The organism is Humidesulfovibrio idahonensis, from assembly GCF_054657715.1.
This window is the reverse complement of sequence record NZ_BAAHYE010000003.1, coordinates 1,881,788-1,903,671: the sequence shown is the minus strand read 5'-3', so window position 1 is coordinate 1,903,671 and position 21,884 is coordinate 1,881,788. Positions and strand designations below refer to the sequence as shown.

Below are 21,884 nucleotides of genomic sequence, written 5' to 3'. Positions count from 1 at the left end.
CGCGCCTCATGCTCATGCCTTACCCCGAGGCCAGCGCGGCTTCAAGCGCGCCGGCAAGGGTGGGGTGGCGAAATGCGTAGCCCGTGGACAAGAGCCGCGCGGCGCTTGCGTTGACGCCGGAGAGCAGGACTTCCTCGGCCATTTGGCCCAGCAGCAGCCTGAGGGCGAAGGCCGGCGCGGGCAAAAACGCCGGGCGGCCCAGGGCGCGGCCCAGGGCGCGGGCGAACCCGCGCGAGTCCACGGCCTCCGGCGCGGCCAGGTTGTAAGGCCCGAAGGCGTCGGCCTTGTGTATAAGGTGGGCGATGGCCCCGGCCTCGTCGTCCAGGTGGATGAAGGGCACCATCTGCGTGCCCGCGCCAAGGGGACCGCCCAGTCCCAGACGGAAGGCCGGCAGCATCTTGGCCAGCGCCCCGCCTGGGCCCAGCACCATGCTGGTGCGCACAACGACGCGCCGCACGCCAAGGGCCTCGGCTCCGGCGGTGGAGGCCTCCCACGCCTTGGACACGCGGGCCAGAAAATTGTCGCCGGGCGCGGCGGACTCGTCCACCGGCTCACTGCCGCGCGCGCCGTAATAGCCCACGGCCGAGGCCTGCACGAGCACGGCCGGGCGAATGCCCGCAGCGGCGGCCCGGGCCAGGGCGTCCATGACCGCGGCGCCGGCCAAAAGCCGGCTCTGCTCGATGCGCCCCATGACCTCCGGGGTCCAGCGGCCCCCGGCGATGTTCTCGCCCGCCAGGTTCACCACGGCGGTTTCGGCGGTGATGAAATCGGCCCAGCCCGCCCCGGTCCGGCCGTCAAAGGGCGCGCCCACAATGCGCGCATGGGGCGCGCCAAGGCCCAGCACCGCGGCGACCTTTTCCGGCCGGCGCGAGGGCACGACGACTTCCGATCCCCGGCTGACGAGCAGCCGCGCAAGGGTTGAGCCGATGAAGCCCGTGCCGCCGAGAATGATGGTGCGCATAATGGGATGAATACGCAGAATCCGTCACAAGGGCAAGGGAAGGTGCGCCGGTATGGCAACACGGCGGCGCAGCAGGTCGCGCCTCTGCCGTGTCCGCGCTCCGCGCGTCTTTGCCCACGCGGCTCCTCCCAATGTGGCGGCATCCCATTCGTCTTTGGCGCGCTGCGCATTCTGCGTGCCGCCCCCTTCTGCGCATTAGACAGGCGCGGGCAAATGCCGTACAAGGCCTGTTGCCCGCCAGGACTTTAGACGCCTTGCCGGGGCGAATGAACGCCACCCCGACACGCGGACGAGGACTATGACAGAGACCAAGCAAATCAGAAATTTCAGCATTATCGCGCACATCGATCACGGGAAGTCGACTTTGGCCGACCGCATCCTGGAAATTACCGGGGTGGTCTCCGCGCGCGACCAAAAGGCCCAGTACCTGGACAAGATGGACCTGGAGCGCGAACGCGGCATCACCATCAAGGCCCAGACCGTACGCATTCCCTACACCGCCAAAGACGGCCAGAAGTATATTCTGAACCTCATCGACACGCCGGGCCACGTGGACTTCTCCTACGAGGTCTCGCGGAGCCTTGCCGCCTGCGAGGGCGCGCTGCTCGTGGTCGACGCATCACAGGGCGTGGAGGCCCAGACCCTGGCCAACGTCTACCTGGCGCTGGACAACGACCTCGAGGTCGTGCCGGTGCTGAACAAGATCGACCTGCCGAGCGCCGAGCCGGACCGCGTGGCCCATGAGATCGAAGAGGTCATCGGGCTCGACTGCACCGACCCCGCCCTGGTGAGCGCCAAAAGCGGCCTGGGCGTGGCCGATTTGATCGAACGCATCATCACCCACCTGCCCGCGCCCAAGGGCGACGCGGCCGCGCCCCTCAAGGCGCTCATCTTCGACTCCTGGTACGACACGTACCTGGGCGTGGTGGTGCTCTTCCGCGTGCTCGACGGCACCTTGAAGAAAGGCGAGAAGATCCGCATATTCTCCTCCGGCAAGGAATTCGAGGTCATGAAGCTCGGCGTGTTCAGCCCCGAAAGCGTCGAGGTGCCGGACTTCGGCCCCGGCGAGGTGGGCTTCTTGTGCGCCAACATGAAGGAGCTCTCCGACGCTCCCGTGGGCGACACCATCACCAAGGCCGAGAATCCCACCAAGACGCCTTTTCCGGGCTTCAAAAAGGTCAAGCCCATGGTCTTCTCCGGCTTGTACCCCGTTGAGCCCAACGAATACGAGATGCTCAAGGTGGCGCTGGAAAAGCTGCAGTTGAACGACGCGGCCTTCAGCTTCGAACCCGAGACGTCCAAAGCCCTGGGCTTCGGCTTCCGCTGCGGCTTCCTGGGCCTTCTGCACATCGAGATCATTCAGGAGCGTCTGGAGCGCGAATTCCAGGCCCGGCTCATCACCACCGCGCCCTCGGTCATCTACAAGGTGGACACCACCGACGGCCGCCAGCTGCAGATCGACAACCCGAGCCTGCTGCCCGACCCCAGCACCATCGCCGCGCTGTACGAGCCCTTCGCCAAGGTGGAGATCCACGTGCCCAACGACTTCGTGGGCAACGTGCTCGGCCTGTGCGAGGAAAAGCGCGGCATCCAAAAGGACATGAAGTACCTGACCGCCTCGCGCGTGGTCATCACCTACGAAATGCCCTTTGCCGAAATCATGTACGACTTCTTCGACAAGCTCAAATCCACCACCAAGGGCTACGCCAGCCTGGACTACGAGATCATCGACTACCGCCAGAGCGACCTGGTGCGCCTGGACATTCTCATCAATACCGAGGCCGTGGACGCCTTCTCCGTCATCGTGCACCGGCAGAGCGCCTATCCCTTTGGGCGCAGCCTGGCGGAAAAGCTCAAGAAGAGCATTCCCCGCCAAATGTTCGAGGTCATCATCCAGGCGGCCATCGGCAACAAGATCATCGCCAAGGAGCGCGTGGCCCCCTTCCGCAAGGACGTCATCGCCAAGTGCTACGGCGGCGACATCACCCGCAAGCGCAAGCTTTTGGAAAAGCAGAAGGAAGGCAAGCGCCGCATGCGCCGCATGGGCAATGTCGAAATTCCGCAGGAAGCCTTCCTGGCCGTGCTCAAGGCCGGCAGCGACGACTAGCAACGATTTGCCACGGAACAAAACGGGCCTCCCCGCCCGGCATAGCAAGGATACAGCATGAATCCCAGATGGCTGAAAACGCTCAAGGAATATATTGAAGCTCTGCTCGTGGCCGTTGTTCTGGCCCTCATCATCCGCGCCTTTGTGGTGCAGGCCTTCAAGATTCCCAGCGGCTCCATGCTGGAGACCCTGCAGATCGGCGACCAGCTTTTGGTGAGCAAATTCCACTACGGCCTCAGAATGCCCTTCACCAACAAGATTCTGCTGCCCGTGTACGAACCCGCGCGCGGCGACATCGTGGTCTTCGAGTATCCCTTTGACGACAAGCTCGACGCCACGCGCCCCCAGCTCAAGGACGTGGACTTCGTGAAGCGCATTGTCGGCCTGCCGGGCGACACCGTGGAAGTGCGCGGCAAAGAGGTCTACGTAAACGGCGAGCACGTCACCGGGCCGTACATCCAGCACGTGCGCGAGGACGTGGAGCCCAATCCCCTGCCCGAGGACCACCCGGCCATCACCATCGACCCCAAGGCCTATTTCGACCACTGCGAAGACTCCACCAGCATCTGCCGCGCCAAGCGCGACTGGATGCCCAAGGTCACCGTGCCCGAGGGCCACTACTTCGTCATGGGCGACAACCGCGACGAGTCCTACGACTCCCGCTTCTGGGGCTTTGTGAGCCGCGACAGCATCAAGGGCAAGGCCATGGTCATCTACTGGTCCTGGACCGGTCCCACGAACATCCGCTGGGAGCGCATCGGCCGCATGCTCCACTAGGCGGCCCCCCGGAAGGGGAAGAAAAGGGACAGAGGCGGAGAGGCAATGCTGGCGCAGATTTTCAGTGTCGACATCCGCACCGTCCTTTTTCTGCTGTGCCTCGGCAATCTCGCGTCCGCTGGCCTGCTGCTGACCTATAACGGCAGACTGCGCGGCGGCCCGGGCAGGCTCTTCGCCCTGACCAAGCTGCTGCAGGGCCTGGCCTGGCCCTTGCTGGCCCTGCGCGGCAACATCCCCGACGTGCTCTCCTGCGGCCTGGGCAACGTGCTGCTGCTTCTGGGCTTCTGCCTGGAGTCGGCCTGCATACGCGCCCTGGACCAGCCCGGCCGCCCCCTGCCGAAGTTCTGGAAGTCCCTGCTCCTGGCGTCGGCCCTGGGCCTCAGCATTCCCTCTCTGGTCCCGCAGGCCAATCTGCGCATCGCCATCGGCTCCGCCGTGGCCGCGGTGTGCTTCGTCCTTTCCGGTCTGCGGCTCTTACGCGGCGCAAAACAGCCCTCGCCCCTGCGCAAAACCCTGGGCTGGACCTACCTGTTCCTCTTCGCGGCCGTCATCTGGCGCGCGGGGCTCGGACTTTCCGATCCGACCTTCACGCTGTTTTCGCCCGGCCTGGCCGCGAGCTTCTCCTACCTGCCCCTGTACCTGCTCATGATCGCCGGCAGCTTCGGCCTGCTTCTGCTCTTCAAGGAGCGCGACGACCAGACCCTGGCCCACATCGCCACGCGCGACGCCCTGACCGGCGCGCCCAACCGCCGGGCCGTGCTGGAGATGGCCACCCGCCTTGTGGCCAGGGCCAACCGCGAGGGCAAGCCCCTGGCCGTGCTCATGCTCGACATCGACCACTTCAAACTGGTGAACGACACCTACGGCCACGCCGTGGGCGACGCGGTATTGCGCGACCTCTCCCGGGTCATCGCGGCCGGGCTGCGCGCCTACGACGCCTACGGCCGCTTCGGCGGCGAGGAATTTGTCGTGGTGCTGCCCGACACGACCCTGGAGGATGCGCAGCATGTGGCCGAGCGCATCCGCGCCGCCGTGGAGGCCAACTGCCCCCAGGAATGCAAGTACACGCACTACACGGTGAGCATCGGCCTGGCCTGGGGCCTGCCGGCCGAGGCGGACCTGGACGCCCTGCTGCTCTTGGCAGACCAGGCCATGTACGAGGCCAAGGCCCAGGGCAGAAACCGCGTGGTCACGTCGCCCAGGCAGCAGTTGGGCGCGCAGGCGTCCGGGCCGCAAACCTCCGTGCCGGAATCTTCCACCTCGGCCCCTTCCACCTCGGCCCCTTCCGCTGCGGCCTCGGCCGATCCGGTTTCCGCCGCCCAAAAGCCGCCCCAGGCATGAACGCCGCCGCACGGACCGACGGACCCGCAGCTTCCCAGCGCGCGCGGGCCATGCTGCTGCTTGCGGCCACGGCGCTCATCTGGAGCTCCGGCGGGCTGGCCATCAAGCTGGTGGACCTGCCGCCCATGGCCATAACCGGCGTGCGCAGCGCCCTTTCCGCCCTGACCTTGGCCGCGCTGTTCCGGGGCAGGCTCAGCTTCCGGCTCACCCCGGCGCGCCTGCTCGCCGCCGCGAGCTACGCCGCCCTGCTCATCTCCAACGTGGCCGCCACCAAGCTCACCACCGCGGCCAACGCCATCCTGCTGGCCTACACCGCGCCGGTGTACGTGGCGCTTTTGGCCCCGCGCCTGCTGGGAGAGCGGACACGCCCCTCGGACTGGCTGTTCATCGGCGTGGTGCTTGCCGGCATGGTGCTGTTCTTCCTCGACAGGCTCTCGCCGCAAGGTCTGCTGGGCAACCTCGTGGCCGTGGGCTCCGGGCTGTGCTACGCGGCCTTCACCCTGTCCATGCGCGCCCAGAAGGACGCCTCGCCCGTGGAGTCCGTGCTGCTGGGCCATGTGCTGACGGCGTGCATCGGCCTGCCGTTTTTGCTGGGCAACCTGCCCGACGCCCACGCCTGGCTCGGCCTGGCCTATCTCGGCGTCATCCAGCAGGGAGTTTCATTGGCGCTGTACGTCTGGTGCATCAAGCGTCTGGGCGCGCTGGAGGCCATCCTCGTCATGACCCTGGAGCCCATTCTGAATCCGGTATGGGTGGCGCTGGGCGTGGGCGAGCTGCCCGGTCTTTGGGCCTGCCTGGGCGGGGCCGTGGTGGTGGCCGCGGTGACCCTGCGCGCCCTCGTTCAGGCCAAGGCAACGCCCGCGCAAAAGGTCGCGGAAAAGACCGGTCAAGCGGCCTGACACCGCCCGCCCAACGGCGCCTTTCCTCGGCCCGGCCCGAATTCTCTGGGCAAAGCGGCCCAAATCGTCTAGGCTATGCGCGAAGCCACATACGCGGAATCCTCTCCGGATTTCTCAAGGAGCCCTCAATGATCGCCAAAGTCCGCACCGCCGCCCTGCTCGGCATAGAAGCCGTGCCCGTGGCCCTGGAGGTGGATCTGGCGCGCTCCGGCATGCCCGCCTTCACCCTGGTGGGCCTGGCCGAGGGGGCCGTGCGCGAGGCCAAGGAACGCGTGCTCTCCGCCCTCAAAAACGCCGGTCACCGGCTGCCGCCCGCGCGCATCACCGTCAACCTGGCCCCGGCCGACCTGCGCAAGGAAGGCAGCGGCTACGACCTGCCCCTCGCCCTGTGCCTGCTGGCCGCGGCCGAGGTCATCGACGCCGAGCGCCTGGACGGCTGGTTCCTGGCGGGCGAGCTTTCCCTGGACGGCGGCCTTGGGCCTGTGCCGGGCATTCTGCCCCTGGCCATCATGGCGCGCGACAACGGCGCGCGCGGGCTCATCGTGCCCGCGGAAAACGCGGCCGAGGCCGCCGTGGTGCAGGGGCTGTGCGTCTATGGCGCGGCGAACCTGGCCCAGGCCGTGGGCATCGTCACCGGCGAGATGACCCCGGAGCCGGTACGCGTGGACGTGGAGGCCCTTTGGGCCGAGCAGATCGCCCATGAGGGCGACTTCGCCGAGGTCAAAGGCCAGGAGCACGCCAAGCGCGCCATCGAGATCGCCGCCGCGGGCGGACACAATCTGCTCAATGTGGGGTCCGATAACCCCAACTCGCTGGTTTGAGTTTCAGGCATACAACCACAGACCGTTCCTTCTAACCCCCTACGACATTGAGAGGTTAAGCATGAGCCAGAACGACGCCCCCACTGGGCAACGGTTCTCACACGTGTACATCCCAAGAGGGATGCCTCTTCAAGATAGCGCAAGGATGCGCCTTCGGTTGGCATCTTGCTTCGACAAGCTCGACTCAAAGCATTACATGAAGTCCAGTGAAATGTCGGCTCATTTCACAGGAGAGCTTGGCACGTACATCCCAAGTTATGATACTGGCCGTGTGATTTGGGGGACGTTTTTCTATGACGCATCAATAGAAGACGTGCTCGACTCAATTACGATTTACTTCAAGAAGATATGGCGGCTTACTGGAAATAGGGACTCATGCAATTTCATATTCCGTGAAGTCTCCCGTATCTTCAAAGAGGAAAATGTCCGATACCGGATTGATGCCCAGTGCGGTGTCCACCTTGCAATTGATTCGGAGTATGAGTGTAGCACTGCTTCTGCCGTGGCTGGCCTTGGCAACCCTCGCTACACAGCCGCAAAGCATGCCTTCGACGCTGCCCAAGCCGCCCAGGACCGTGCCGACCCTGACTTCAAGGAAGCCCTGCGCAACGTCTTTGAAGCCGTCGAGGTTGTGTTCAAGTTGATTCTGCCTGAGGTCCCTCGTATCTCAAGCGGGGATATCATTGCCAAGTTGAAGCCCCGTATGACGACCATTTACGCAGGCAGTGAAACCGCGACTAAGGTAGCGGGACAGTATCTTGATAGCTTGTGTGATTGGGTGAGCAGCGTCCATAACTACCGGCACGGACAACCACTGGAGACGGCCCCGCAACCACCCATTGCCCTCTCTGTGGCCTTAATGAGTTCTGGCGTTGCATACCTTCGTTGGCTTATCGAAATCGACCAAGCTCTCTCGGCTCAGTCAAAAGAAGAGCAACCCGAATAGAACGCGCAATCGCCTATTTGTTAACTAGTGAACACATCCTACTAGGCACCGGCCCGTCATGACTAAGCGACTTCCCTTCGTTCTTGGCATCCTGCTTTCCTTCATCGCTTCGTCAGCCTGGGCTTATGACCTCACTTTGCCCCATGACACCAAGGCAGAGATATACTTCTCCCCGCGTGGTGGCTGTACTGAGGCCATTGTGAAGCACCTAGACGGGGCCAAGACGACAATTTACGTCCAGGCTTACAGCTTCACCTCACCCGGTATCACACAGGCCCTTATTGACGCTCAGGCCAGGGGCGTTCAGGTAGAGGTCATCTTAGACAAGAGCCAGAGTAGAGGAAGAGGAGCGGCAGGAAGTATGCTCAAGGATGCCGGGGTGAAGGTCTATATTGATTCAGCCCATGCCATCGCACATAACAAGGTCATACTGATTGACGGGCATACCCTTATTACGGGGAGCTTCAACTTCACCAAGGCGGCAGAGAGTAGCAACGCTGAAAACTTGATGATTCTGGAAGCCCCTGACGCTGTAAAATTATATCAGGGAAACTTCCAGAATCACCGTGAACACTCTAGCTTGAATAACTAACTCGCTGTGACTCAACCCTCTTTCAGCAAAGCCGCCTGCAAGTTCTTGTCTTGAACAACTTTCGAGACGATATCTGACATCGCCTTGATGAGTGCAGCACGAGCATTAGAGCCTGTTGCAAGTTGGATATTCTGCTCAATTCCTCCGCCCTCGTAAGAGTGCGAGTACAAAACTTCACCTTTCTGATTCATCACTTGCACATTGATAAGGCCATCTGCAACGGAATCGCCCGCAAAGAACCCAATTTTAAAGTCATTATAGAACCGGACAAGCTCAACCTTTACGGTTTTACCATTCGGCCCCATCTTGAAACCAACGCTTTCTAACTCAGAAGAAATTGCGTCAGCAAAGGTTTTGGGAACATCATTGGTCGGCACGATAGCCGCCATCTCCATGCCGTAACCGTTTTTCTTGACTCCAACACGGTCCTTGTAAACGGTCCGCTTGTCTTCTTCTTTGACGCTGAGGAACACTTTCTCCGCTCCATCAACGACAGTGATATTAGGCTTACCCTGGTACGGAACATCAATCTTATCGACAGTCACAGCACAACCGGAAAGCATGAGCAACGCAGACAGCAGCAGCAATACCTTTTTCATTTTACTTCCACTCCCCTAGGCTTTGCGACTTCCGTCGGCAGGGCATTAGCGGGAAGAACACGCTGATACTGCCCATTAATTTGAATCATAACCCTGTCCCCAACCTTAAACACAGTATCCTCTTTGGATACGTTCTGTGCGATGGTCAGCACCTTTCCATTCCGCAGCGCAACGGTATACTCAACACCGCCACGATTTCTAATGGCTTGCTCAAGCGCAGACCCGATTACGCCACCAGCAACGGCTCCTGCGGTACCTCCTGCAACAGCGCCAAACCCTTTGCCTGAATATGCGCCTGCGGCTGCACCTCCGGCTCCACCCAATAGAGCCCCCGCACCACTATTTTCCCCTACGATTTCGATGTCACGCACGGCGAGGACAGCGCCAAACTCAACGACCTGAATTTGCCCTACTTCGCTGTAACCGTAGCGGCTCTGTGTTGAGAAGCTGCAAGCACAGAGGACAGGCAATGCGACTAAACATAATGCGGCGACTTTCATTTAACCTCCTACTCCCTGATTCTATTCACTCTTCGTCCCGACCTTGCCAGTATACGGATTCACGTTGCCCTTGGTAGACCAGTTATCGGCCTTGCTGCCATTCGGCGCAGACCTCATATGCGGCTTGACGTAGGTACCATTCTTCTTGGTGTACCCACGGACTGCAACGGCACTTCGATTGCTCTTGCTGGTGGTCCCTGTTGATGCCTTGTAACTATGGCCTCCGCTGGACCGACTGCCACCACTGTGACCACCGCCGCCACGAGCTTCAACGCTGAGGGGGAGGGCAAGGCTCAAAGCAAAGACGAACGCAACTAGTAGAGTTACGAACTTTTTCATATGGCGCTCCTAGAAAGCACAAGGTTAGGGTCGTTAACTTGAGAACTCTCCCTGAGAAGTTGTTCACTAGTTAACTAGTACCCGCGCTTTCCTCCGTAGGGGCTCGCGCCGTAAGGGTTTGTAGTGCCGTAAGAATTGCTGTTAGGCTGGTGGTAACTAGGCGTGGGGCTCTTGGTCCCTTCCTGCCCGGTGTATGGGTTGGTGTTCCCCTTGGTGGACCAATTGTCGTTTGCGGTGTTGTTTGGGGCCGACCTCATATGCTCTTGAACGTAAGTGCCGTCCTGACGTTGATAGCCCCGAACGTGGACATCTTGAGCAAGAGCGCATGTAGCCCAGGCAATGAGCATGACGAAAACGATAGAGAATGCGGCAATGGTCTTGTTCATGGTCGTGAACCCTCCCCAGTAAAATTTGTCTATTACGTATCCCAAGTAACTCGTCAACGTCTAGGGAAAATCTGATAGCGCATTAAAATGGTCTGATACATGGAAGGGTGCCACTTGTTCACTAGTTAACTTATGCTGGTGGGCCTGAGACTAGAGCTAGCCATGTAAGTATACACTCACATTTGCAGCGATTCAGGCCCCCAGATAGCGGCAAATGAAGGGAAACTAGCAGACCGTCAGACTCTTAATCCGGAGGTTCAAGGTTCGATTCCTTGGTGACCAACCACGAAAGGTTAATAAAGTTAGTGGCTTCTGCCCCTATCTTTTTGCTTTCTCACAACGGAAACTCGAACTGTGGCGACAAGTGTGGCGACTACCACGGCACCCCCTAAGAGAGAAGCACATTCGGGTACCCCTCATTCCTGTCAGGATGATTCTCATACTCCCTCATTATTTGTGTAAGGAGAATGTCCCTTATGCTTATGGGCAGTATGGCGAATCAAGGGCAACCCATTTCGGCAAGGGTAGTTTGAGCAATCGTGCAAGGAACCAGCAACACATAGTTTCAGGTATCAATCAACGCACTCTAACCAGAAAGGAGATGGGTAGCTGAAAAGGAGAGACAATTTCAGATGGATGATGGAATCTTAGAAAGTTCGTACCCCACCGCATTCGCATTCCAGGGGCAAGGAGTCAGAGTCTTAACTCGTAAGGGCCAGCCCTGGTTTGTGGCGATGGACGTTTGCAAGTGCCTTGGCCTTCAACCCAAGTATGCACGGCAGCGGCTTGATGAGTCGGAACTAGGCTACGTCGCTCGAACCGACCTTGGGTTACCCGCCGGGAAGCGTATGTGTCTGTTCTCTGAGTCTGGGCTCTACACGGTCATCCTGCGCTCTGACAAACCCCAGGCCCGGCCCTTCCAGCAATGGGTTACCCGTGAAGTCCTGCCTGCTATCCGAAAGGACGGTATGTACGTCATGGGGGAAGAGAAGCTGCGGATGGGTGAACTCAGTGAAGACGAGCTTGTTCTCAAGGCCATGACCCTGCTTAGGGGCAAGACTGAGCGCCTGACGAAGGAGCTTACTGCGGCAACCACTCAGCGCGACCACTACAAGGGTATCGTGCTGGACATTCGGAAGCGCCTTGAGACGGTGTAGCACCCCCAAATTTCGTACACTGGCAAGCTGAACCGGAAAGAGTTGGAAACAGACACTTCGCCTGTAACTTCGGTAGCTTAAATCGCTACCTGCTGGATAGTAGAATTTTCCGGCCCCCCTAGAGGGGAAGGAGAGACACTAGGATGAAGGGTGATACTCCTCCTCCAACTAGATACTCTCCCTCCTCCTCACACACTTATGACTATCCAGCCAAGAAAGCACATTTCGATACTGTACTGAATCGCTAGGGTATATTCCCAAGCTTCATGGCTTATGGCCCATTATCACCAGCTCATGTTGGGGGAAGTATGCCGTCTCCCTGTGCGCCGATTCAAGGGCATGGCCTCGCTAGTGAACAGTTGTAAGCCCGACGCATTGGAATGCCTTCTAGGGGTACTGTAGCGAGAAATTCAGGGGTTCTAGCCGGTGCAGCTAGGCAAGGGAAATGCTGTCTAACATGGCCTGATTGAAAGCTATTCTGATTGCAAAATGTGAAAGGGTAACGTTTGAGGCGTGGCGGCGAGAGTTCCCCCCGGCGGGTTCGCGGCGAGGCCACGTTGCGGCTTGAAGCCATATGTAGGGCAGAGTGTCAGGGCCGCTTGGCATACCTTCACTAGGGCTTGCTTCGGCAGGTGTATGAGATAGTACCTGAGTCACCATGCCATTGCACATATCTATATATATTAAGCTAATACCATCACCTGCATCGCAGTGGTTCGTGTGGTGCTAAGGTCAGCAGGGTTCTCGTGCCTCAGAGCATCACTCGTTAAAACCTTGTTAACTAGTGAACAACTTGGACCAAGTTTTTCTGCCATTTTCACCATTCTGTTGCACTTTTCTTTAGATAACTGAATTGACTATGCCGCCTGATTGTTGGTACCGTTGCTTATCAAGGCAATGAGTATCACGCTGGAGGGCATGAAATGGCGGCTGTAACCAAGGCATACGCATACGTCAGGGTGAGCGGTAAGGGGCAAGTTGAGGGCGATGGATTCAGGCGGCAAGAGGCTGAAATTGAAGCCTACGCCAAGAGCCACGGTTATGAGGTTGCCCATGTGTACCGGGAGGAAGGTGTCCCAGGCACAGCTTGCGAAGCGGACAGGCCAGCATTTCAGGACATGGTATCGGCCATACTCCGCAATGGGGTGCGGACAATCATCGTGGAAGGGCTAGACCGCCTCGCCAGGGAGTACCGCATTCAAGAGACGTTGCTCGTGTACCTTGCTTCAAAGGGAATTTCCCTAATCGCTGCACGTACAGGCGAGAATGTAACCGAGGCAGTCATGGCCGACCCGATGCGCAAGGCGCTTGTGCAGATTCAAGGTGTGTTCGCTGAGCTTGAAAAGGGAATGCTCGTAAAGAAGCTCCGGCAGGCTCGTGACAGGAAGCGTGAAGTTGAAGGACGTTGTGAAGGTCGCCCAGCCTACACGAAGGACACCCTCCCCGAAGCTCTCAGGATAGCCCTAGGAGCAATCAAAGCAATGCGCCGCACTAATCCAGGCCAGAAGCGCAAGAGCTATCCTGTTGTTGCGGCAGAACTCAACAGTATGGGTATCGTAACGCTGAGTGGAGCTTCTTTCACCGGGGCAAATGTCCAATCCATATGGAACAGGTACCGCGCACTTCTCTAATTTCGTTTACGTGTCCACTATCCTGCCGTTTTCACAACTGCATACCGTGGTAGTCAAAACGAGAATGGATTGTCGTTGTTAACTATTTCATTGCGTCACATGAAATACATGCTATCATACCTCCGCTTTTAACAACCAGTGGAGGTATTACTTATGCGAATTGAATTTTCTACAAGAGGGCCGAACGGCGATTCTGTGATTGAGTTAGAAATTGAGAGTTTCAAAAGGGTCTACTATCTTGATTCTGACGACGAAGATAACGGGGTATTATGCCCTTGGGACGAACTCACAGAGGCACAGGCGAAAGAAATACCCCGGCTGAATGAAGAACTATGGAATGCGGCCATGAAGCTTGCGAGGGCTTGCCGTGACGTGCGCTCATACCATGAGCTTGGTTACGAGTGGTAAGCTGGGCTCAGTTTTGTTCACTAGTTAACAACTTCTGTCTTCTGTTGTTTTCTCTGTTGGCAGGTAAAGAGGCTCCTGGGGCAACCTGGGGGCCTTTCTCATACCTCAGAAGTCTAGCCCAAGCTCAGCGGCTAGGGCGCGGCCATTTATAAAGATACCGTCTGGAGGCCATACGGCGTTGGGCTCGTTAATGTGAAGCTCCTCGGTTCCGTCCTCAAGCACTTGGTACCCCTTAGAACTCGCTTGGCCCTTATCAACCTTTATCCGATGGATACGCCCTGTCCCTTTGAAGGATATTTCAATGATGCCATGAAGGGAAGACTCAGGGCTGTGAGCCGGGTAGAACTTGATAGTCTCCAGTTGCCGCAAAAGTATCTGGTGCATCCTGCGGCGCATCTCATAGACCTGCCCAGGCTCACCTTCCTGCTCTGCCGCAATGAATGCCTTGAACGCTTCCTCGGATTCGTCAGCTACAGCTTCAGCCTCAAAGGAGCGCCCACGGGCACCCTCAAGCTGTGAGGTCATTGATTCAAGCGAAGCCTCAAGCTCAAGCTGCCTAGCTTCAACTCGGTCTAATGCTCGGCGTAGAGCTTGGCTCGGACTCTCTGCAATCTGGTCAGCTAGATTATCCACCTTGCCAACCGTCTCTGCCAACTCGGAACGCATGGCCTCAAGCTGGCGCTCTAGGGTCTGAGCTTCATCCTGAGCTTGCCGGGCAATGTCAGGGAGCAGATTGCGGTAGTCCAGGGAATGCAGATTCAACAAGATATGGGTTTGCGCTAGAGGATACCGCCAAGCATGGCGAACACAAGTTCCAAGCCTCCGCTTTGCTTCTGCGCAAACAAGGTAGGTGCCACCTTTCGGGCCTCTGCCTTTGTTATCGAAGGCCATTGTTGCGCCGCATACTCCGCACTTAACCAGCCCTGTGAACAGATTGGAGAACTTGGCAACAGTCCGGCCACCGGGTATGCGCCGCTCCTGCCTCATGGTCTGGGCTCGGTAGAATGTCTCCTTGTCAACAATGGCCGGGTAGTAATCCTCAACGGGCTCACCCACGGGTACTCTGCGACCTCCTTCAGCCTTGGTAGTATGCGGCTGGAGTCTCCCGAACACAGCTTCATTTGCCAGGATTTTCTTAACGTAGCTTTCCCACCAACCCTTTGACCGACCGAAAGGATGAACCTCCTCAGTATTAAATAGTTGAACAATGGCATTTGCGCCCTTGCCTTCTAGCGTTTCCCTGAAGATACGCCGTACCGTATCCGCCCGGTCCTCAATGATGAGGTACTTTCCCGTTTCTTTATCAAGCTTGAGCCATTGGGGGCACGTACTGGTCATGGCCTTGCCCTGCTCTCTGGCATCCTCCCGCTTATGCTCCCAAGCCTTACTGAGACGGGCGGACTTCACCGCAGACTCCTCATGTGCCCGCTGCATGGAGAACAAGGAAAGCAGCAGCAAGCTCATATCCTCCGTCATTCTCTCCCTTGTGAATACCCGCCCGTCCTGAAGGGTAACGACAGCAACGCCTTGAGCCAGGAGGCTCGACAAATGGCTGAAAGCTGTGAGAACATCTTCACGGCTAAAGCGGTCTAGGTTCTCAATAATGAGTGTCGAACCTGGACGTATCGTGCCAGCATGTACGGCTTCAAGAAAACGGCTGAGAGCACCAATCTTGACGTGTTTCCCTTTGAAGGCGGACACACCCAAGTCCTCAAACACAAGGCTTTCATCAAGGTCTAGGCCATGCTCAAGCGCGTACTCGCGGGTGCCTTCATACTGCCGACGGTAACTATCGCCCTTCATCTGCTCTGGGCTTGAGAACCGGATATACGAGTATGCCTTGGGCCTTGGGATAATTGGTGTTTGTGTATCGCTCATGAAGGTACACTAGCACAGGACATTCCGGGGTTACAAGTACCTACGTTGCTTTTCGTCGGGCCGCCGGGCAGCGGCAAGACCATGCTCGCCCAGCGCATTCCCACCGTGCTGCCGCCCCTCACCTTCGAGGAGGCGCTGGAGGTCACCAAGATCTACTCCGTGGCGGGCATGCTCCCGCGCGAGGTGGCGCTCATCGTGCGCAGGCCCTTCCGCCCGCCGCACCATACCATTTCCGACGCGGGGCTCATCGGCGGCGGCGCAAACCCCAGACCGGGCGAGGTTTCGCTGGCGCACCGGGGCGTGCTGTTCCTCGACGAGCTGCCGGAGTTCAAGAAGCATGTGCTGGAGGTGTTGCGCCAGCCCCTGGAAGACGGCCGGGTGACCATCTCGCGCGCGGCCCTGTCCCTCACCTATCCGTCGGACTTCATGCTCGTCTCGGCCATGAATCCCTGCCCTTGCGGCTACCTGACCGACGACCGGCACGTGTGCTCCTGCCAGCCCCTGGCCATCCACCGCTACCGCTCGCGCATCTCCGGCCCGCTCATGGACCGCATCGACCTGCAGGTGGAGGTGCCCGCCGTGCCGTACGAGGACCTGAAGGCCCCGCGCGGCGCCCGCGACTCCGCCACCATGCGCGCGGGCATTCTGCGCGTGCGGGCCGTGCAGGCCGCGCGCTACAAGGGCCAGCGCATCCGCCTCAACGCCGACCTCACCGGCGCGGCTCTGGAGCGCTGGTGCGCCGTGGGCGAGACCGAGCAACGCTTTTTGGAGCAGGCCGTGCGGCGGCTGGGGCTCTCGGCCCGGGCATACACGCGCGTGCTGCGCATCGGCCGCACCATAGCGGACATGGAAGAGGCGGAAGCCATCGGCATCGACCATTTGGCCGAGGCCATCAACTTCCGCACCATGGACCGCGTGAACCCGCCGCAGTCCTGAGCCGCAGGCGGCATACGCCACGCCCGGCGCACCGCTCCGCGCGCGTGGCAGCAATCGTCAATACGCATGATATGTTATCTCCACCGCTTACTTTTCCAACTCAGGGCGATGCTGCCCGATTTTTTTTTCAAAATAATTGCATCAAGCGTTGGGCATGGTCCCCGCAGTCACTCGATTTCCCGATTGGCTGATATACCATTCCGATATAGCAGGCTTTTCCTCGCCATATTGGCCGATAATGATATTTATCAATCCGATAGGGACGCCGCCGAACAGCCGTTGTTTCAATCGCGCCGTGCCACCCTGGGCTGGCACTTAGCTTGACAACTAAGTATTACAGCAAGATAAGGGCCGCCACACATCTTTGTTGGAGGCCCACCGACCATGCCCCGCATCAAAAGCATCGGCACGCTGCTCATCATTTCCGTCACGCTCGTCGTCATCCTCGGCATTTCGAGCATTCTGCTCTACGTCACCCGCTCCACCTACAACCTCACCCTGCACACAGAGCAGCAGGCCATGGCCCAGGCCCTGGGCACCACGCAGCGCAGCCTGCAGCTGTATGCGGACGAATCCGCCTCCATGGCGCGGGCCCTTGCCGGCCAGCGGGTGCTGCAAACCGCCTTCACCGACGACCCTTCCCTGGCCCAGCAGCGCGTGGCCGACACCCTCAAGGCCAATCCCAAGATGTGGTCCATCATCGTCTTCGACGCCAGCGGCAAGGTGCGCGCCGGGCAGAACGCCAACGGCGAAAACCTTACCGGCCAAAGCCGCGCGGACCGCGACTATTACAAGAGCATCATGAGCGGCCAGGAATCCTATCTCGGCAAAGACATCATCACCGCCAAATCCGGCGGCGACAACATGTACATATTCCTCTCGGTCCAGGCCGTGCACGACGCCGCGGGCAAAACCATCGGCGGCGTGGGGCTGTTCACCCGCTGGACCGATTTCGTGGAGCAGTTCGTCAATCCCTTGCGCTTCGGCGAAAACGGCTATGCCTTCATGCTCGACGCGACGGGCAAGTTCATCGCCCACAACGACAAGTCGCTCATGCTCAAGGACAGCACGGGCGAAGACTTCGTCAAGCGGGCCCTGGAGAAGAAGAACGGCGATTTCTTCTACGACTGGAAGGGCGCGCACAAGTACATGAGCTTCGCCACGGAGCCGAGCACCGGCTTCATGATCTGCATGAGCGCCTACGAAAGCGACCTGACGAGCGCAGCCACCTCGCAGCGCAACATCCTCATCGGCATCGGCTTGCTTGTGGTGCTGGTGCTGGGCGGCGGCATCACCATCGTGGTGCGCAAGGTGGTGGTTGGCCCCATGCGCACCCTGCAGGAATACACCAGCAAGGTGGCCCAGGGCGACTACCAGGCCGCGCGGCACGCGGGCTACCGCTATGAACTGGCGGTGCTGGCCGACAACATGCACCACATGGTGGACGAGCTCAAAAAGCGCCTCGGCTTCGCCCAGGGCGTGCTGAACGGCATCCCCACGCCTTGCGGCATCGTCGGGCCCGACTTCAACATGATCTGGTGCAACCAGCAGGTGTGCGACCTGCTGGAAAAGCCCAACCCCCCGGCCTCATACGTGGGCGTGCGCTCTGGCCAGTTCTACTGGAACGACCCCAGCCGCGAGACCATGTCCGACAAGGCCATCAGCACAAATTCCGCCCTGCATGGCAAAACGGTCTGGACAGGGCCGGGCGGCAACGCCAAGCATATCGACGTCGCCACCACGCCCTTCTACGACCTGGACGGCAAGCCCCTGGGCTCCATCTCCTTCTGGATGGACATCACCGAGATCATGGAGAACCAGAAGCGCATCGAACTGCAGAACGACCGCATCGCCAAGGCAGCGGCCGCGGCGAACACCGTTTCCGATCAGGTGGCCAGCGCCTCCGAGGAACTGGCAGCGCAGATCGAGCAGTCCAGCCGCGGCTCCGACGAGCAGCGCTCGCGCACGGCCGAGGCCGCCACGGCCATGGAGGAGATGAACTCCACGGTCATGGAGGTGGCCAAGAGCGCCGGCACCTCCGCCGACCTGGCCGAGCAGACCAAGCAGAAGGCCCAGCAGGGCGCGGAGCTGGTCAGTCAGGTCATCTCCACCATCAACGGCGTCGAGAAGCAGGCCATCGTCCTCAAGGACAACATGACCAAGCTGGGCACCCAGGCCGAGGGCATCGGCCAGATCATGAACGTCATCTCCGACATCGCCGACCAGACCAACCTGCTGGCGCTCAATGCCGCCATCGAGGCGGCCCGCGCGGGCGACGCCGGGCGCGGCTTCGCCGTCGTGGCCGACGAGGTGCGCAAGCTGGCAGAAAAGACCATGCAGGCCACCAACGAGGTCGGCGGGCACATCAACGCCGTGCAGGAAAGCGCGCGCAAAAGCATCCAGAACACCGAGGCCACCACCCAGGCCATTCAGGCCAGCACCGAGCTGGCGCAGAAGTCCGGCCTGGCCTTGAGCGAGATAGTGGGCATGGTGGACGCCACCTCCGACCACGTGCGCGGCATCGCCACCGCAAGCGAGCAGCAGTCCGCCGCCAGCGAGGAAATCAGCCGCTCCACCGAGGAGATCAACCGCATCGCCAGCGAAACCGCCGAGGCCATGCTCCAGTCCGGGCAGGCCGTGAGCGACCTTGCCCGCCTGGCCGCGGAGCTGCGCGGCATCATCAACAACATGAACAGCCAGGGCTAGGCCCGGGGCACGCGGAAGACCAGGGGAGGGGCCTTTGCGGCTCCTCCCCTTTTTTTGCGCCGCCACGAAGCCTCCCCCTGCCCCGAAATGGGCCTTTGGGGGCTTGCCTTAACAACACCCCCAGTCTAGAATTACGCATGGTTTTGTCATCATTGCAAGAACTGCTGCACGACGCGTCGACGCCCAAACGTTGTCTCCCGGCCCTATGCTCCGGCGTTCTTGTCGGCATGCTGCTCATCGTCATTCAGCTTTCCCTCGCCTCGCTCATCTTCTCGGGCCCGCTCGCGCCCTTCGCCCCGCAGGCCTCCGGGCTGCCCCTGTTCGGCTGCTTCGTCATGTGCCTCCTGGTGGCCCTTTTCAGCTCCGTCCCCACGGCCATCTGCGCACCGGAGGACTCTCCCGCCGCCATTCTGGCCGCCATCGCCGCGGGCATCGCCGCCGCCCTTGCCGGAGATGCGGACCCGCGCGCCGCCTACGTCACCGTCGGCGCGGCCATGGCCTTATCCGCGCTGGGCACGGGCGCGCTCTTCCTGCTGCTGGGCCGCTTTCGGCTGGGCAATCTCGTCCGCTACATGCCCTATCCCGTGGTGGGGGGCTTTTTGGCGGGCGTGGGCTGGCTGCTGGCGCGCGGCAGCATCACCATCATGACCGGCGCCACTCCCGGCATCACCAACTTCTTGTCTTTCTTCACCGGCGAAATGCTCGCCATGTGGGTCCCGGGCGTGGCCCTGGCCCTGGCCACGCTGGCGGCCAGCAAGTTCATCAAGAACGGCGTGGCGCTCCCCGCGACGATAGGGGTCGCCCTGGCGGCCTTCGCCCTCTATCTGTGGGCCACGGGACAAAGCCTGGCCGATGCGGAGCGCACCGGGATACTGCTCGGCGGACTGGAGGAAGGCACGCGGCTGTGGCCCGTGTTCACCGTGGCCGACCTCTCGCTGATCCGCTGGGACGTGCTCGCGCAGCAGATTCCGCAGCTGTGCACCATCCCCCTGGTCTCCGCCATTTCCTTCCTGCTCGTGAGCAGCGGCATGGAGGCCATGCTGCGGCGCGATTTGGACATGCGGCACGAACTCTACCTCAACGCCGCTGTGAATTTCATCGCCGCCCCGGGCGGCTCGCACACGGGCTTCACGGCGCTCAGCTACTCCATGCTGGGGCCCATGACCGGATCGAACTCGCGGCTGGTCGGCGCCGTCGCCGGGCTGCTTGCAGGAGCGGCGGCCTTTTCCGGAGCGGCGGTGCTTGGGCACGTTCCCCGCTTCATCCTTGGCGGGCTGACGATGTTCATGGGCCTGGGCACCATGCTGGAGTGGGCGGTGCGGATACGAACCCGTGTGACCCGCGCGGAGTACGCCCTCGTGCTGGCCATCCTCTGCTCCGTCGGGGCCTTCGGCTTCCTGCCCGGGGTTTCCTTCGGCCTGGTCATGGCCGCCGCCGTCTTTGTGATCAAATACAGCCAGCTTCCCGTGGCCCGGCAAGAGTCGGACGTGAGCGCCCTCGCCAGCACGGTCCGTCGCTCCATCCCCGAGCAGCACATCCTGCACGCCCACGCGGGCGCAATCCGCGTGCTGCACATTGCCGGCTACCTTTTCTTCGGCTCCGCGAACACCCTCAACCGCACGGTCTCCAAGTATCTCGCCCCGCAAAGCGGCGACCGCTTCAACTATCTGGTTCTGGACTTTTCGGAAGTCGACGGGTTCGACTCCTCGGCCTTGAACTGCCTGCTGCGCATGGTGCAGCGCTGCACGGCCGGAGACATGACGCCGCTGTTCGCGGCCGCGCCGGAGGGCCTCTCAAGGCAGATGCTGCGCACCGCGCCGGCGGACATCGAGAAGCTCATGTTCCTGCCCAGTCTGGACAGCGCCCTGGAGTGGTGCGAGAACGACATCCTGGCCCGTTTCGACTCCAACAAGACCCGGGAGTCGCAGGACGCGCTCTTCGACAGCACGGTGGACGACCTGCTGGCACAGATAGAAAAGAGCGAACGCTTCGAGGCCATGGTCGAAAGCCTGGCCCCCTACCTGGAAGCGAGAAGCGCCGTTCCGGGCGAGATCATCATGGACGAGGGGGCGGAACCCGATGGCGTGCTGCTGTTCGTCTCTGGCCAGGCCGAGGAGACGCGCACGGCGCCGGGCGCCCACGACGCTCCGGCGCGCCTGCGCACCTTGAAGGCCGGCGCGCTGGTGGGACGCGCCAGCGCCGAACAGCCCTACGCAGCCCAGGGGCGCATCACCGCGCTGACGCCCTGCTCCCTGTCGTTCCTCTCCCTGCCCGCCCTTGCCCGCGTGGAGGCGGAAAATCCCGGCCTCGCCATCAGTTTTTATCACCAATACACCGCCACCACACAACAGTAGCGCGGCGCAGCAAAGCAGCAGCGGACGGCGGCCCCGCGGAGCGCAGGGACGCGTAGGCGCCGCTGAAGACGGCTGTGCCGTAATTTTGGACAAAGCGCGTGCGGTGTTCAAAGGCCAAGGCCAGCGCCCATTGTCTGGCCAGGGGAACAGGCAGGGCGGGCATGAGCGTGCGCACCTTTCCGGGAAACGGCGCGGCCAGAAAAGGATGCCCCGGCCGCGCGAAGCCGCAGCAGAAGTCGGCTCCCAAGGCCCGGCCCAGCACAAGGCACAGCCGGCTGCCGCCGTCGGTCTGCTCCACATAGCCGTGGAGGATGACGGCGCTTGGCGTGTCCTGCCCTTGCGGGGCGGGCCTCGTGGCTTTTGTCTCAGGCATGCATCACCGCTCCGCGCTGCTGGATGCTCCGCGCCCGCGCAAGCCGTCCAGGCGCGGCACCGCCCAAAGCCGGGTCGGCTTCAGGACCTTACGGCTTACGGTTCCGAAACATCGGCCGTGCGCGGGCAAATCCATCGTCCGCACTCTGGAGGAAAAGCATCTGCTTTGCAATC

At 60.8% G+C, this 21,884-nt stretch carries 17 protein-coding genes and 2 pseudogenes; 13 read left to right on the top strand and 6 right to left on the bottom strand.

Annotated features, from left to right (window positions below; translation table 11 throughout):
• Nucleotides 1–19 precede the first annotated feature (19 nt).
• Nucleotides 20–961 (bottom strand): TIGR01777 family oxidoreductase, encoded by a 942-nt coding sequence (locus ACYQ4W_RS14750; protein WP_459858131.1) that lies wholly within the window; start codon nucleotides 959–961, stop codon nucleotides 20–22.
• A gap of 298 nt (nucleotides 962–1,259) precedes the next feature.
• Here ACYQ4W_RS14750 and lepA point away from each other — a divergent pair, with 298 nt between their 5' ends.
• The 7 genes and pseudogenes from lepA (at nucleotide 1,260) to ACYQ4W_RS14715 (ending at nucleotide 8,444) form a co-directional block, all read left to right on the top strand.
• Nucleotides 1,260–3,068, top strand: coding sequence for a translation elongation factor 4 (lepA, locus tag ACYQ4W_RS14745; protein WP_459858128.1), 1,809 nt, complete (start codon nucleotides 1,260–1,262; stop codon nucleotides 3,066–3,068).
• Nucleotides 3,069–3,125: 57 nt separating this feature from the next.
• Nucleotides 3,126–3,845, top strand: coding sequence for a signal peptidase I (gene lepB, locus ACYQ4W_RS14740; protein WP_459858125.1), 720 nt, complete (start codon nucleotides 3,126–3,128; stop codon nucleotides 3,843–3,845).
• 45 nt (nucleotides 3,846–3,890) lie between these two features.
• Entirely contained in the window at nucleotides 3,891–5,186 is a 1,296-nt protein-coding gene (locus ACYQ4W_RS14735; RefSeq protein WP_459858123.1) for a GGDEF domain-containing protein, read from the top strand.
• Nucleotides 5,183–6,085 carry a DMT family transporter gene (locus ACYQ4W_RS14730; RefSeq protein ID WP_459858120.1) on the top strand — a complete coding sequence of 301 codons (903 nt, stop codon included), beginning with the start codon at nucleotides 5,183–5,185 and terminating at the stop codon, nucleotides 6,083–6,085. The genes ACYQ4W_RS14735 and ACYQ4W_RS14730 overlap by 4 nt, the downstream gene beginning before the upstream one ends.
• A 128-nt stretch (nucleotides 6,086–6,213) precedes the next feature.
• Nucleotides 6,214–6,879: pseudogene (locus ACYQ4W_RS14725) on the top strand (magnesium chelatase domain-containing protein); the annotation flags it as partial.
• A gap of 88 nt (nucleotides 6,880–6,967) precedes the next feature.
• On the top strand, nucleotides 6,968–7,852 hold the full coding sequence (locus tag ACYQ4W_RS14720) for a hypothetical protein (RefSeq protein ID WP_459858117.1): 885 nt from the start codon (nucleotides 6,968–6,970) through the stop codon (nucleotides 7,850–7,852).
• A gap of 58 nt (nucleotides 7,853–7,910) precedes the next feature.
• A complete protein-coding gene (locus ACYQ4W_RS14715) occupies nucleotides 7,911–8,444 on the top strand; it encodes a phospholipase D family nuclease (protein ID WP_459858115.1) in 534 nt (177 codons plus the stop codon).
• Nucleotides 8,445–8,455: 11 nt separating this feature from the next.
• Here the strand turns inward: ACYQ4W_RS14715 and ACYQ4W_RS14710 are convergent, their stop codons facing one another.
• The 3 genes from ACYQ4W_RS14710 to ACYQ4W_RS14700 are packed head-to-tail and all read right to left on the bottom strand — an operon-like array spanning nucleotide 8,456 to nucleotide 9,882.
• On the bottom strand, nucleotides 8,456–9,043 hold the full coding sequence (locus ACYQ4W_RS14710; protein WP_459858113.1) for a YajG family lipoprotein: 588 nt from the start codon (nucleotides 9,041–9,043) through the stop codon (nucleotides 8,456–8,458).
• Nucleotides 9,040–9,543 carry a hypothetical protein gene (locus tag ACYQ4W_RS14705; protein WP_459858111.1) on the bottom strand — a complete coding sequence of 168 codons (504 nt, stop codon included), beginning with the start codon at nucleotides 9,541–9,543 and terminating at the stop codon, nucleotides 9,040–9,042. Before ACYQ4W_RS14705 ends, ACYQ4W_RS14710 begins: the two co-directional genes overlap by 4 nt.
• A 21-nt stretch (nucleotides 9,544–9,564) precedes the next feature.
• The gene (locus tag ACYQ4W_RS14700; protein ID WP_459858109.1) at nucleotides 9,565–9,882 is read right to left on the bottom strand and encodes a hypothetical protein; all 318 of its coding nucleotides are present in this window, start codon (nucleotides 9,880–9,882) and stop codon (nucleotides 9,565–9,567) included.
• Between the two features lie 1,018 nt (nucleotides 9,883–10,900).
• Between ACYQ4W_RS14700 and ACYQ4W_RS14695 the strand changes: the two genes are divergently transcribed.
• From ACYQ4W_RS14695 to ACYQ4W_RS14685, 3 genes are all read left to right on the top strand, one after another.
• Nucleotides 10,901–11,425 (top strand): BRO-N domain-containing protein, encoded by a 525-nt coding sequence (locus tag ACYQ4W_RS14695; RefSeq protein ID WP_459858107.1) that lies wholly within the window; start codon nucleotides 10,901–10,903, stop codon nucleotides 11,423–11,425.
• Nucleotides 11,426–12,348: 923 nt separating this feature from the next.
• Nucleotides 12,349–13,056 (top strand): recombinase family protein, encoded by a 708-nt coding sequence (locus tag ACYQ4W_RS14690; protein WP_459858104.1) that lies wholly within the window; start codon nucleotides 12,349–12,351, stop codon nucleotides 13,054–13,056.
• Between the two features lie 153 nt (nucleotides 13,057–13,209).
• Complete coding sequence (locus tag ACYQ4W_RS14685; RefSeq protein ID WP_459858101.1) at nucleotides 13,210–13,464, top strand: hypothetical protein; 255 nt, start codon at nucleotides 13,210–13,212, stop codon at nucleotides 13,462–13,464.
• A 105-nt stretch (nucleotides 13,465–13,569) separates the two neighbouring features.
• Here the strand turns inward: ACYQ4W_RS14685 and ACYQ4W_RS14680 are convergent, their stop codons facing one another.
• Entirely contained in the window at nucleotides 13,570–15,342 is a 1,773-nt protein-coding gene (locus tag ACYQ4W_RS14680) for a recombinase family protein (RefSeq protein ID WP_459858099.1), read from the bottom strand.
• Between the two features lie 45 nt (nucleotides 15,343–15,387).
• Between ACYQ4W_RS14680 and ACYQ4W_RS14675 the strand changes: the two are divergent.
• The 3 genes and pseudogenes from ACYQ4W_RS14675 to ACYQ4W_RS14665 form a co-directional block, all read left to right on the top strand.
• Nucleotides 15,388–16,278 (top strand): annotated as a pseudogene (locus tag ACYQ4W_RS14675) (YifB family Mg chelatase-like AAA ATPase); the annotation flags it as partial.
• 384 nt (nucleotides 16,279–16,662) lie between these two features.
• A complete protein-coding gene (locus ACYQ4W_RS14670; RefSeq protein WP_459858097.1) occupies nucleotides 16,663–18,984 on the top strand; it encodes a methyl-accepting chemotaxis protein in 2,322 nt (773 codons plus the stop codon).
• A 137-nt stretch (nucleotides 18,985–19,121) separates the two neighbouring features.
• A complete protein-coding gene (locus ACYQ4W_RS14665) occupies nucleotides 19,122–21,338 on the top strand; it encodes a SulP family inorganic anion transporter (RefSeq protein WP_459858095.1) in 2,217 nt (738 codons plus the stop codon).
• Here ACYQ4W_RS14665 and ACYQ4W_RS14660 read toward each other — a convergent pair.
• The gene (locus ACYQ4W_RS14660) at nucleotides 21,298–21,711 is read right to left on the bottom strand and encodes a hypothetical protein (protein ID WP_459858094.1); all 414 of its coding nucleotides are present in this window, start codon (nucleotides 21,709–21,711) and stop codon (nucleotides 21,298–21,300) included. The two genes, ACYQ4W_RS14665 and ACYQ4W_RS14660, sit on opposite strands and share 41 nt — an antisense overlap.
• Between the last annotated feature and the right edge of the window lie 173 nt (nucleotides 21,712–21,884).